Consider the following 12,493-nt stretch of genomic DNA (forward strand, 5'->3'; position numbering starts at 1 on the left):
TCGCGATCGAGTTCGCCGGCGGTTCGACCGGCGGGGCCTCCCCGCACGGCTCCGCGATGACGGCCGTCGCCGACGAAGGCCCTGGCTATGCCATCGAGGACTTCGGCTATCCCCATGCGGACAGGATCCTCGCGGAGCGCGGCATCACGCTCAAGCGCGGTGACGGCCACATCCTCCTCGCCGACTGCGGGAGCGCGGCCGATCAGCTCGAGGTCTGGTCCCGCGCCAACGACAAGATCTGCTTCCGCGCCACCGGGACCACCGGTTACCTGGCGCTGGAGATTCCCGCGGTATTCGCGATCAAGGGCAACAGCTACTCGACCCACGTCGACATGGTCACAGGTGACGAAGAAAAGGCGTACGACGTGAACAAGAACGCGTGGACGCCGGTGGGTGAGAGCGCGGACGAACAGGGGCGCGACTTCATGCTCATGGAAATAAAGACGGTGAAGTAGCAGCGCCGTGTGAGCCGGTTCAATTCTCCTGCAATTCAACGCTCCCCACACTCCCCACACTCCCCGCATCGGATCTGTCGGAGACTTCCGTCCCGCCCTGGCATTCATGCCGAACGGTGTCCCACGTTTCTGCACAAGCGAAGGAAACCTGATGCCCGCTCCCCGCCCGCGCCCCACGCGGATCGCAGGGCCGCTCGTCACCGCGTTCGCGGTCTCGGCCGGTCTGCTCAGCTCGTCCCCCGCCCTTGCGGCCACCGGCCCGGAAGCCGCCACGGGGCAGTTCGCCTCCCTCGTCAAACTCACCATCGGCGAAGAGGGCAGCTCCCGTTCCTGTACCGGCGTCCTGGTCGACCGGTCATGGATCGCCACCGCCGCCAGCTGCTTCGCCGCCACCCCCGGCGCGTCGGTCCCGGCCGGCAGGCCCGTGCTCAAGGGCACCGCGACACTGGGCGACGGCCGCACCGTCGAGGTCGCCGACCTCGCGCCCCGTACCGACCGCGATCTGGCCCTCGCCCGCCTCGCCACACCCGTCGACGGCATCGCGCCCGTCAAACGCGCCGCGGCGCCCGCCCTCACCGGCGACCTCACGGCCGCGGGGTTCGGCCGTACCAAGACCGAGTGGGTGCCCGACAAGATCCACACCGGCACCTTCACCCTCGGCACCAAGGACGCCACGTCCCTCACCCTCACGGGCAAGGGCGCCGACGTGATCTGCAAAGGGGATGCCGGTGGCCCCCTGCTCAACCCCGCGGGCGAACTGATCGGGATCAACAGCCGCTCCTGGCAGGGAGGGTGCCTCGGCGCCCCCGCCACGGAAGCGCGCACCGGTGCCTTCAGCGCGCGTGCCGACGACCTGAACGGCTGGATCCAGGAGACGGTCCGGACGACCACCCCCCGTGACTTCAACGGTGACGGCCGTTCGGACGCGGTGATGGTCTACCACCATGCGAACAGTGCGATCGGTTTCTACACCTCGCTGGGCAACTCCTCGGGCGGGTTCGACGACTTCACCATCGGCTATACGGTTCCGGTGAACAGTTGGGACCGTGCGTCGATGAAGCTCATCGCGGGTGACTTCAACGGCGACCGGCGTGCCGACGTCGGCATGATGTACCGGTTCGGGGATGGTTCGATCCGGATGTTCACGGGCCTGGCTGATGCGGCCGGTCACATCCAGCCGTTCACGGTGAGTGCTGTCGTTCCGGCGAGTGCGGGTTGGGACTGGAACGCCATCGAGTTGCACTCCGGGGACTTCAACGGTGACGGCCGTTCGGACGCGGTGATGGTCTACCACCATGCGAACAGTGCGATCGGTTTCTACACCTCGCTGGGCAACTCCTCGGGCGGGTTCGACGACTTCACGCTCGGTTACACGGTTCCGGTGAACAGTTGGGACCGTGCGTCGATGAAGCTCGTCGCCGGTGACTTCAACGGCGACCGGCGTGCCGACGTCGGCATGATGTACCGGTTCGGGGATGGTTCGATCCGGATGTTCACGGGCCTGGCCGATGCGGCCGGTCACATCCAGCCGTTCACGGTGAGTGCTGTCGTTCCGGCGAGTGCGGGTTGGGACTGGAACGCCATCGAGTTGCACTCCGGGGACTTCAACGGTGACGGCCGTTCGGACGCGGTGATGGTCTACCACCATGCGAACAGTGCGATCGGCTTCTACACCTCGCTGGGCAACTCCTCGGGCGGGTTCGACGACTTCACGCTCGGTTACACGGTTCCGGTGAACAGTTGGGACCGCGCGTCGATGAAGCTCGTCGCCGGTGACCTGAACGGCGACCGGCGTACCGACATCGGCATGATGTACCGGTTCGGGGATGGTGCCATCCGGATGTTCACCGGCCGGGCGGATTCCGCCGGCCACATCCAGCCCTTCACCGTCAGCGCCGTCGTCCCGGCCGGCGCGGGCTGGGACTGGAACGCCATCCGACTCCACTGACCCCGGTCCCGCCGACTTCGGGAGCGCCCACCGGGGTGCTCCCGAAGTCGTGTCCGGTGCGGTGACCGGACGGGGTCGCCGGGCCGACTGACCGCCGAGGAGCCGGCCGTCCTCACGGGCCGGTCGGGCCGGTCGTCTGCGCGAGGATGTCGAGCAGGGCGGCATCGGCCTGGTCGTCAAGGGCCGTGGCCAACTGCGATAGCTCTGCGCGGCGCTCGGGGCCGGAGTTCGAGTCGATGTCGATGTCGGCGTCGGCTCGCCCGGTCAAGTGAGTGGCCCACGTTCTGCGCTGCGCGGAGCCGACCCCGGCCGTCTCGTTGAACAACGCGTACAGGGCGTACCAGCGCACAGCGCCGCTGTCGTCTTCGGCCAGCCGCAGGAGCGCCTCCAGGACTCGACGCTCCGTCCGCTCCGGATCCGCCAGTCCGGGCAGCGCGGCGGCGACCGCGAACCGTACCGGCTGCGCGGGATGAGACTGGAGGTCGAGCACCAGGTCGAGGGCCCGGCGGGCACGGTGGTACCCGAGCACCGAGATCATCCAGCCGAGGACCCCCGGATCGGGCTCGTCGCCCATCTCGGCCACGACGACATCGACGGTTTCCGTGTGGAACGGCCGACGGCCCTCGGCGTCGTACGGGCCCAGCTCGCGCAAGACCCTTGCTCCCAGTTCCCGTTCGACCGGATCCTCGCAGGCCAGGAGGCGCGCGGCGCGCTCGAAGACCTCCCGCGTGGGGCGGCCGTGCAGAGCGATCAGACAGGGCACGGCATCCGCATCCGCGGCGATCTCACGGAATGCCCCGGCGAAAAGTTCGTCCGCAGTTCCGCCAACTCCGCGGAATGTCACTGCCGTTCCGCCGGAACCGGCAGAGCCGGGAAGAGCAGCCAGCGGCTCCAGAACACGCAACGCCACCCGCGCGGCCTCCCCGCCCTCCACCCGTCCCAGCGACTCCAGCGCGTTGCGATCCCCCCACCCACACGCTTCGCGCAACTCGGCGGTGAGGTCGAGTCCGATCTCCTGACCGGCCCAGTCCGCAATGACCAGCGCGTCTGCCACGACGGTCGGATCGTCGGCAATGGCTGGACCGAGCAGAGACAGCCCGCCGTCATTGGCGCCGTGGGCGAGCGCGAGGGCGACGAGCGTCCACCGCGCCGTCCGGTCCGCGGGATCGCGCCGCAGCCGCTCCTCGGCGAGGACGCCGAGCTTGTGGACCGTTGCGTGCCCATTCGCCCAGCCGCGCCAGAACGCATCCTCTGGTGGCAGGGCTTCGAGGACCCGGAATCCCTCCCGCAGCGCCTCCACCATGCGCTCGGCGAACTCGGGGTGTCCGGTGGCGGATCCGGCCCGTCGCAGTGCGTCGACTTGGTTCTGGCTCATCGGCACATCATCGACGGCCGACGTGCCCACCGCCTCCGAATAAGACCGTGTCCTATGTGGTGAGGCGGACGAGGCGCTTGTAGCAGCAGAGGGCTGCCGCGAGGCCGAGAAATGCCAGGTAGTTGCGGGGATGGCGTTCGTAGCGGTGGTTGAGCCGGCGGTAGCCGGTCAGCCAGGACATGGTCCGCTCGATCACCCACCTTCGCCGTCCGAGCCGTTCCGATGACTCGACTCCCTTGCGTGCGATATGGACCCCGATCCGTTTACCGCGTAACCATTTTCGCAGGTGGGGGACGTCGTATGTCTTGTCGGCGTGGAGGCGGTGGGGTTTGAAGTGGCGACCCCGGTAGGGGTCGTGTCTCGTTTGGTGACCCATGATCATGGGCTTCAGCGCGAGGCTGTCGTGGGTGTTGGCTGCTGCGACGCCGACGAGGAGGGGCAGGCCGTTCGCGTCCGACAGGACGTGTATCTTGGAGCCCGATTTGCCCCGGTCCACGGGGCTCGGACCTGTGAGTTCGCCCCCTTTTTAGCCCGCACATGGGCGGAGTCGAGGACCGCGCGGGAGAGGTCAAGGAGGCCGGCGTCGTCGAGGCGGTGCAGGATCTCCTCATGCAGCCGGCCCCACACTCCGGCCCGTGACCAGATCAGGAACCTGCGGTGGGCCGTCGACTTCGATATCCCGAAACACGGTGGCAGAGCCCGCCAGGCACACCCGCTGACCAACACGTAGATGATCGCCGCGAACAGCGTCTCATCAGGCGTGTCCCGCGTCCCGCCGCCCTGCGACCGCACCTTCGATGGTGGGATCAGCGGCTCCGCGATCTCCCACAACCCGTCCGGAACAATCCAACTCCAAGTACCCCGCCCCATATAGAGGTCAACGACGCCTCACCACATAGGACACGGTCTAAGAAGTCATCTCATTTGGGCTTCGCGGTAGGCTGTCGGCCATGGTGGGGATCGTTGAACGGCTGGTGCCGGACGAGTTGTGGGAGCTGTTCCAGCGGGTGGTGCCGGAGGCGCCGTCGCGGCCGCAGGGCGGTGGTCGGCGCCGGCACGGCGACCGGGAGGTGCTTGCCGCGATCGTGTTCGTTGGGACGTCGGGTTGTACCTGGCAGCAGGTGCCTGCGGCATCGTTCGGGCCGTCGGGGGCGACAGCTCACCGGCGGTTCACCGAGTGGAGCAGGGCCCGGGTGTGGGCCAAGCTCCACCGCCTGGTCCTCGACGAGCTCGGCGCCCGCGGCGAGTTGGACTGGTCCCGCTGTGCGATCGAATCGGTGAACATGCGGGCTCTGAAAAGGGGGACCTGACAGGTCCGGATCCTGTGGACCGGGGCAAGTTCGGGTCGAAGATCTACTTGATCACGGAGCGGACCGGTCTGCCCCTGTCGGTCAGGATTTCGGGTGCGAACCCGCACGACAGTGAGGGATACGACTTTGCCCACCTGCGGAGATGGTTACGCGGGACGTGGCATCAAGCACCGCATCGCCCGCAGAGGTGTCGAGTCCTCACAACGGCTCGGTCGCCACAGATGGGTCGTCGAAAGGACCATGTCCTGGCTCGCCGGCTGTCGACGGCCGCACCGCCGCTACGAACGCGAGGCCGAGCATTTTCTCGCCTTCGCCGGCATCGCCTGCACCCTTATCTGCTACCGCAGACTGGCCAAATGAGATGAGTTCCAAGAAGACCGTTCCGATCACGGCATTAGGGTGACCCTATGGATCTTCAGGGCGAGCTCATCAACCAGCCGCACGCCGCCTACCGGTACTTGCGTGACACGGAGCCGGTGCATCGGATCGCGGGGCCCGGCGGTGAGCCGGCATGGCTCGTCACGCGGTACGACGACGTCCGTTCGGCGCTCGCGGACCCACGCCTGTCCCTCGACAAGAAGAACGCGGGGGAGGGCGGCTACCGGGGGCTGTCACTGCCGCCGGCCCTCGACGCGAACCTCCTGAACATGGATCCGCCGGACCACACCCGCCTGCGCAAGCTCGTGAGCCGCGCATTCACCCCCGGCCGGGTGGAGGGGCTGCGGGCCCCCATCCGCCGGACCGCGGACCGGCTCCTCGACGCGCTCGGCCCGGACGGCACCGCCGACCTGATCGCGGCCTACGCAGCCCCACTGCCGATCACCGTCATCTGCGACCTGCTCGGAGTCCCCGAGGACCGGCGCGAGGACTTCCGCTCCTGGACCGACGCACTCATCGCGCCGGACCCCAGCCGACCCCAGGCCGCGAAGCACGCGGTGGGGTCGATGCTGACCTTCTTCGTCGAACTCATCGCACACAAGCGGGAGAACCCGGCCGGCGACCTGCTCTCCGACCTGATCGCGGTCCGCGACACCGACGGGGACCGGCTCAGCGAGGACGAGCTGACCTCGCTCGCCTTCCTCATCCTCGTCGCCGGCTACGAGAACACCGTCCAGCTCATCGGCAACGCGATCCACGCACTCCTGGACGATCCCGAACGCCTGGCACAACTCCGCCGCGATCCCTCGAAGCTCCCGGCCGCGGTCGAGGAACTCGCACGCTACGACGGGTCGGCGCTCCTTGCGATCCGCCGCTTCCCCACCGTCGACGTCACCATCGGAGAGGTCCGCGTACCCGCGGGTGAAACGGTCCTGCTGTCCCTCTCGGCCGCCAACCGCGATCCCGCGCGCTTCGCGCACCCGGACGAGCTCGACTTCGACCGCGACACCTCGGGCCACCTGGCGCTGGGGCACGGCATCCACTACTGCATCGGCGCACCCCTGGCCCGCGCCGAGGTCGAGATCGCGCTGGCCGCGCTCCTCGACCGGTTCCCCGGCCTGGACCTGGCCGAGCCCGACGCCCGGTGGAGGCCGTCCCTGCGGGCGCGGGGCCTCGTCGAGCTGCCGGTGGCGTACAAGACGTCATGACGCGGCCCGCGGTGACCCGGTGCGCCGTCGTCGGCGTACGAGGATCCAGCCGGTGGCGGTGAGCGCGGCCGCGGCGGTGGCGAGGGTGGCAGCGCCGGCGCCGGTGGAGGCGAGGGAGCCGTCGTTGGCCGTGGCGCCGGTGCCGCCGACCGTGCCGCCGGAGCCGGAGCCGGAGGCGGAGGCGGCGCCCGTGCTCGCGGCCGCGGTGGTGGCACCGCCGGTGGAGCCGGAGGTGCCGGGAGTGCCGGGAGTGCCCGTACCGCCGTCGGTGCCGGTCCCGGCCGCGGTCACCGTGAGGGTGATCGGCTTGGTGCGGCTGGTGCCCGCCGTGTTCCGGAACTCCGCCCGGTAGCAACGGCCGTTGTCGGCGGCCTGGGCCGTGAAGGAGTGGACGGAGGTGCCCGCCTCCACCGGCTGCCAGGTCCTGCCCGCGTCCGCGCTGACCTGCCAGGCCACCGCGGGCTTTGGGGTGCCGTACGCGTCCGCGGTCAGCACGACCCGCTCGCCCGCCGTCACCGTCCGGTCGGTGGGACCTTGCGTGACGGTGGGGGAGACGGACCGCTCCAGCCGGGCGATCCGCCCCTCGGCCGGGTTCGACACGAACACCACCGCGCCGCCGGGCGCGACCGCGAGCGAGGCAAAGCCCAACTGGCCGTGGTTTGCGGGCAGTACGGTCGTCGCCGCTGCCTCCTTGAGGTCGGTGGCGTGGTACACAGCGGGTACCCCGTTGTTGTCGCTGCCCGGCTGCGACGTATCCCCGGAGTCCTGCCAGACCACGTACGCCCGGTGCGTGGCGGCGTCGAACCGAGCCGCGCGGGGCAGGTCGGTGCCCTTGATCACGCCCGTCCGCCTGCTGTCGGCGTCGTGGACGACGACCGAGGTGTCCAGGCCCACCCACACCGCGCCCGCCGCGGGATCCACCTCGGTGAACCCCGTGTAGCCCTCGCCCGGCGGGAGTTCGACGGTGGCGGTCAGCTGGAAGGTGGCGGTGTCGACCCGGTACACCTTGCGGTGGTCGGCGTCGGTGAACCAGACCGAGACCGTCGGGCCGCGTCCACCGCGAAGCCGTCTCCGCCGTCCAGGGTGAGGGTGCGCCTGACCGCGGCCGTCGCGATGTCGACCTCGGACAGGACGGAGCCCTGCGCGACCAGTACCGTGCCGGGGGTCACCCCGGGTGCGGCGTCGGTGACGCCGCCGCCCGGCACCCACGCGCCCGCGGCGGCCGCGTCCCCGTCCTTGGCCGTGCCGATCCCGCGCAGCGGGTAGGAGAAGACCACCCCGTCGCCCGGCAGCGGGGCGATCAGCTGCCGCACGGCCCGCCGGCCCGGCGCACCCGTGGGCCCGGGCGCCTGCGTGACGCTGCCGCGCAGTGTGCCGTCGGCCGGGTCGAGGACGTGCAGCCCGCTCTCGTTGGCGTCGGCGGTGTCCGGCCGGTCCTCCGAACCGCCGTACAGCTTGCGGGAGTCGGGGTGCAGCAGCATGTCGCGCGGCCCCCTTCGCCATACGGGACCCCCAACGCCCCTGCGTGCGGATCCCCCTTGGGCACGAACCACTGCGAGGACTTGGCGCCGCCGGACGTGTCGGCGCCCCCGGCGCAGGGGGCCGGGACCCGGCTGTCGCCGTTGTCCTTGCAGAGGGCGACGTACACGCCCTTCGCCTGGTCGTACCCCGCCCCCGTCACGCGGACGGTCTGGCCGCGCGGATCCAGACCGGACGCGGCGGACACGGCCAACCGCTGTCCGCCCGGTCCCAGTGCGGTGCGCTCCGTGCCGGCGGCGTTCACCGGGGAGGCTGCCGAGGTCGAGGCCGAGGCCGCGGAGGCGAGCACGAGCGCGGGTGCCGCCGAGGCGGCGCCCGCACGGGCGGGGGTGACGGGGCGCTGGGGTGTCATGACATCCTCGTGGCGTGACCTGGGGGAGTGGGTGGGACGGGGCTCCACAGCACTAGTTGAAGGTCATCGGGACGTGGACGTCGTACTTGCGGTTGCTCGAGTTGAAGTGGTCCGCGCGGGTGACGATCGCGCACTCGACGGTCTCGCCGCAGATCTGGCCGTTGCCGAGGTCGGCCTTGACGTGGATGGTGACGTTGAAGGTTCCGCCGGCCCCGAAGGCGGAGGTGTTGGGCAGGGTGCCGCCGAAGGTGTTGTTGACCCAGTGCGAGAGGCGCCGGTGGTGCCCTGCCCGGTCCGAACCGCCCAGGCAGGGCGTGGGCTTGGCGGCGCCGGCGCACCGGTGACCGCGCACAGGCCGACGTAGACGCCCTTGGCCGGGTTGAATTCGCCCCCGGTGTCTCCCTCCGTGCGCGCGGTGTCGGGGGAGCTTCGCGCACCTGGGGTCGGGGGCCGTCAGGCGGTGCAGAATTCGGCCGCCAGCATGCCGTTCAGGCTGTACATCTCCCAGAGCGGCCAGTCGCCGTTCATGTTGAGCGCGATGGCGTGACTGCCGTCCGCCGTGGAGTAGAGGTAGCTCAACGAGCCGAATCCGCCCCCGTTGTGCCCGTACAGCGTGACGGTGGAGCCGTTCGCACAGGTGATCGTGCGGCGGGTGAGGCCGAGTCCGTAATCGGCCTGGACGGCCTTCCAGGGGCGGCTCGCGTACCAGTAACCGGGCGTCGCCCTGTCGCCCGAACTGGCCGTGCTGATGGCCGGGTTGACGATGCACTCGGGCCAGGCGCGGGCCGGGTCGCAGGGGATGCCGGGCAGCGGGCCGGGGGCTCCGGCCCCGGTGGGGTTCAGGTCGGTCATCATCTGCGCGAGCTGTGCCGGGGGCAGGAGTCGGCCGCCGAGCAGGGCGCGGATGAAGGTGACCAGGTCGCCGCTGGTGGACACGACGGCTCCGGCCGCGCCGCCGATGGACGGGTTCCAGTCGGCTGCCGGGACGGAGAAGTGCCCGAACAGCCCGCGCGGCCGAAGGTAGTTGGTGAAGAACTGGTCGTGCGGAGTCGGCAGGGTGGCCGTGGATCCGGGAAGCACGGTGTGGCTGAGGCCGAGCGGCTGGATGACCCGGCGGGTGATCTCGTCCGCCCACGGCTGTCCGGTCACCCGCTCGATGACCATGCCGAGCAGGACGTAGTTGGTGTTGCTGTAGTGCATCCCGGCGCCCGGCGCGAACTGCGGTCCGTGGGAGGCGCCTTCGTCGACGAGCTGCTGTGCGGAGTACTCGGGGAGGTGGGGGAAGCTGCTGCCGGCGCTCGCCAGCACCCCCAGGTCGCCTAGGTAGTCGAAGACGCCGCTGGAGTGCTGGAGCAGGTTCCGCACGGTGACGGGCGGGCTGCCGGGCGGCGGGTTGAAGCACTGTCCCGTGCCCAGGTTGCAGCCCGCGGCGGGGTTGGTCTTCAGGACCGGGCCCAGCAGGCCGAACACGTCGTCGTCGAGGCGGACCCGGCCCTCGGCGACGAGTTGGAGCACGGTCGTCGCGGTGAAGATCTTGGTGATCGAGGCGGCCCGGAAGGGGCCGTCCGGATCGCGTACGGGTGTTCCCGCGTCCGTGGCCTCCGTACCGGTCCAGGAGACGCCGTCCTTGTAGGTGCGGGCGATCACCCCGGGGATCCCGTCGCCGCCGACGGCCGTTCCCGCCTCGGCGCGCATGGCGGCGCGCATGGCGGCGCGCAGCGGTTCGTGGCCGGCGTGCGCGGCGGCCGGTGTGGACGGCAGGCCCGTGGCCGCGACCAGGACGGCCGCGGCGACCACCGCGAGGCGGCCCCGTACGGTGCGCGTGGTGTGTGTGGTGTGCGCGGTGCGTGTTCTGCGTGTGCCTCTCATCGCTCTCCCCCGTGTCGATGCTGCCGGGCGGTGCGCTCGGCAGCGGCGAAGGTACGCAGGAGGGGCCGACAAGGGAAGGGCCGCGGGCGGGACGCCTCGTCCCGTCCGGCCCGACCGGACGGCCCGGCCGTCTCCGCGCTCTCAGGCACCGGCCGGCCGGGATGACCTGCGTCTTCACCGGACGGCCGGGAGGACCGGCGACGCCGAGTGCCGGGAGGCGGTGCCGCGGTCGGCCGCGCTGCACCCGCAGGTGCGGGCCGACCCTCGTGCTGCGCCGAACCGGCCGGGGGAGGCCCTCCAGTGGCATCCGATATATACCGATCTGTCTCGTCTCTCCCCGTGGCGACGGGGAGTGACTCCCGTCACTTCCGGTGACGTTTGGGACATGGCTTCCGCGGACCTGGGCAACCGGGCACGAGCAGTACCACCGCGGGCACGCCGCGGTGGCGGAATCGGAGGTACAGCGCGTCGTGTCCGAGCAGACGACCATCCACATCGCCGGGACCTGGCGTTCAGCGGTATCAGGAGCCACCCGAGAGGTCCTCGACCCGGCGGACGCCACGGTCCTCGCCGTCGTCGCCGAGGGCGGCATCGCGGACACCGACGCGGCCGTCAGCGCGGCCCGCGCGGCCTTCGACGGCGGGGAGTGGCCGCAGACCCCCGTCCTGGAGCGGGCCGCCCTGCTCCGCCGCGTCGCCGACCTGCTCCAGCGCGACCGCGAACCCCTCGGGCTGCTGGAGAGCCGCGACGCGGGCAAGACCCTGGAAGAGGGCCGGGTGGACGTGGACTGCGTCGCGGACGCCTTCCGCTACTTCGCGGACCTCGTCTCCGGCGAGAGCGCCGGCCGTGTGATCGACGCCGGCACCCCCGACGTCCACAGCGTCGTCGTCCACGAGCCCGTCGGGGTCTGCGCCCTGATCGCCCCGTGGAACTACCCGCTCCTCCAGGCCTCTTGGAAGATCGCCCCCGCCCTCGCTGCGGGCAACACCTTCGTGCTCAAGCCCAGCGAGATCACCCCGCTGTCCACGGTGGCCCTCATCGGCCTGCTGGCGGAGGCCGGCCTGCCGGCCGGCGTCGCGAACCTGGTCACCGGCCCCGGCGAACCCGTCGGCGCGCGCCTCGCCGCCCACCCCGACGTCGACCTCGTCTCCTTCACCGGCGGACTCACCAGCGGTACGAAGGTGATGCGCGCGGCCGCCGACACGGTCAAGAAGGTGGCCCTCGAACTCGGCGGCAAGAACCCCAACGTCGTCTTCGCGGACGCCTGCGCCACCGAGGAGGGCTTCGACACCGCCGTTGACCAGGCCCTCAACGCCGCCTTCATGCACAGCGGCCAGGTCTGCTCCGCCGGCTCCCGGCTCATCGTCGAGGAGAGCGTCGCCGAACGCTTCGTCGCCGAACTCGCCCGCCGGGCCGACCGGATCCGCCTCGGCCGCGGAACCGACCCGGGCGTGGAGTGCGGACCGCTGGTGTCCGCCGCCCAGCGCGAACGCACCGAGGAGTACGTCGCCTCCGCCCTCGCCGAGGGAGCCGTACTCCGCTCCGGCGGGATGCGCCCCGACGCGCCCGGCTACTTCTACCGGCCGACGGTGCTGGACCGCTGCCACCGCCGGATGCGCGTCGTGCGGGAGGAGGTCTTCGGGCCGGTGCTGACCGTCGAGACCTTCCGTACCGAGGCCGAGGCCGTCGCGCTCGCCAACGACACCGAGTACGGACTCGCCGGAGCGGTGTGGACCTCGGACCCGGGCCGCGGCCGCCGCGTGGCGGGCCGGCTGCGCCACGGCACCGTCTGGATCAACGACTTCCACCCCTACCTCCCGCAAGCCGAGTGGGGCGGCTTCGGAAAGTCCGGCACCGGCCGCGAACTGGGCCCGTCGGGCCTGGCCGAGTACCGCGAGACCAAACACGTGTACCAGAACCTCGCCCCGCGCCCCGTGCGCTGGTTCGCGGGCTGAAGGAGGAGCAGCGCCATGACCACCCCCACGCACACCCCCCCCGGTACCCCGCCCACCGCCAGGCCCCACACCCCCCGCTCCCCCCGCTCTCACCCCCCCCACCG

At 71.0% G+C, this 12,493-nt stretch carries 9 protein-coding genes and 2 pseudogenes; 5 read left to right on the forward strand and 6 right to left on the reverse strand.

Annotated elements, in window-relative coordinates; translation table 11 throughout:
* Positions 1 to 56: 56 nt before the first annotated feature.
* Together DRB89_RS24465 and DRB89_RS24470 are read left to right on the forward strand one after the other, a co-directional pair.
* Positions 57 to 455, forward strand: coding sequence for a hypothetical protein (locus DRB89_RS24465; protein WP_112453685.1), 399 nt, complete (start codon positions 57 to 59; stop codon positions 453 to 455).
* A gap of 151 nt (positions 456 to 606) precedes the next feature.
* Complete coding sequence (locus tag DRB89_RS24470) at positions 607 to 2,403, forward strand: trypsin-like serine protease (protein ID WP_162688703.1); 1,797 nt, start codon at positions 607 to 609, stop codon at positions 2,401 to 2,403.
* Between the two features lie 112 nt (positions 2,404 to 2,515).
* Here DRB89_RS24470 and DRB89_RS24475 read toward each other — a convergent pair whose 3' ends face one another.
* Together DRB89_RS24475 and DRB89_RS24480 are read right to left on the reverse strand one after the other, a co-directional pair.
* The gene (locus DRB89_RS24475; protein ID WP_162688704.1) at positions 2,516 to 3,808 is read right to left on the reverse strand and encodes a HEAT repeat domain-containing protein; all 1,293 of its coding nucleotides are present in this window, start codon (positions 3,806 to 3,808) and stop codon (positions 2,516 to 2,518) included.
* Positions 3,809 to 3,830: 22 nt separating this feature from the next.
* A protein-coding gene (locus DRB89_RS24480; protein WP_112450450.1) for an IS5 family transposase occupies positions 3,831 to 4,648 on the reverse strand; the annotation gives its coding sequence in 2 pieces (ribosomal slippage) (positions 3,831 to 4,306 and positions 4,306 to 4,648; 819 coding nt in all).
* A gap of 80 nt (positions 4,649 to 4,728) precedes the next feature.
* Here DRB89_RS24480 and DRB89_RS24485 point away from each other — a divergent pair.
* Both DRB89_RS24485 and DRB89_RS24490 read left to right on the forward strand, forming a co-directional pair.
* Positions 4,729 to 5,448, forward strand: a pseudogene (locus DRB89_RS24485) (IS5 family transposase).
* A 47-nt stretch (positions 5,449 to 5,495) separates the two neighbouring features.
* On the forward strand, positions 5,496 to 6,674 hold the full coding sequence (locus DRB89_RS24490) for a cytochrome P450 (RefSeq protein ID WP_112450449.1): 1,179 nt from the start codon (positions 5,496 to 5,498) through the stop codon (positions 6,672 to 6,674).
* Here DRB89_RS24490 and DRB89_RS44840 read toward each other — a convergent pair.
* From DRB89_RS44840 to DRB89_RS24505, 4 genes and pseudogenes are all read right to left on the reverse strand, one after another.
* Entirely contained in the window at positions 6,669 to 7,679 is a 1,011-nt protein-coding gene (locus tag DRB89_RS44840; RefSeq protein ID WP_239516315.1) for a hypothetical protein, read from the reverse strand. The genes DRB89_RS24490 and DRB89_RS44840 overlap by 6 nt on opposite strands.
* The gene (locus tag DRB89_RS44845; RefSeq protein WP_239516316.1) at positions 7,646 to 8,155 is read right to left on the reverse strand and encodes a hypothetical protein; all 510 of its coding nucleotides are present in this window, start codon (positions 8,153 to 8,155) and stop codon (positions 7,646 to 7,648) included. The genes DRB89_RS44840 and DRB89_RS44845 overlap by 34 nt, the downstream gene beginning before the upstream one ends.
* 462 nt (positions 8,156 to 8,617) lie before the next feature.
* A pseudogene (locus DRB89_RS24500) lies at positions 8,618 to 8,961 on the reverse strand (hypothetical protein); the annotation flags it as partial.
* Positions 8,962 to 9,018: 57 nt separating this feature from the next.
* Positions 9,019 to 10,434 carry a serine hydrolase domain-containing protein gene (locus tag DRB89_RS24505; RefSeq protein ID WP_112450447.1) on the reverse strand — a complete coding sequence of 472 codons (1,416 nt, stop codon included), beginning with the start codon at positions 10,432 to 10,434 and terminating at the stop codon, positions 9,019 to 9,021.
* Positions 10,435 to 10,904: 470 nt separating this feature from the next.
* Between DRB89_RS24505 and DRB89_RS24510 the strand changes: the two genes are divergently transcribed.
* Positions 10,905 to 12,389 (forward strand): aldehyde dehydrogenase family protein, encoded by a 1,485-nt coding sequence (locus DRB89_RS24510; RefSeq protein ID WP_112453684.1) that lies wholly within the window; start codon positions 10,905 to 10,907, stop codon positions 12,387 to 12,389.
* Positions 12,390 to 12,493 lie beyond the last annotated feature (104 nt).

The sequence above is a fragment of the Streptomyces sp. ICC4 genome, from assembly GCF_003287915.1.
In the GTDB taxonomy this organism is placed as follows: domain Bacteria; phylum Actinomycetota; class Actinomycetes; order Streptomycetales; family Streptomycetaceae; genus Streptomyces; species Streptomyces tritrimontium.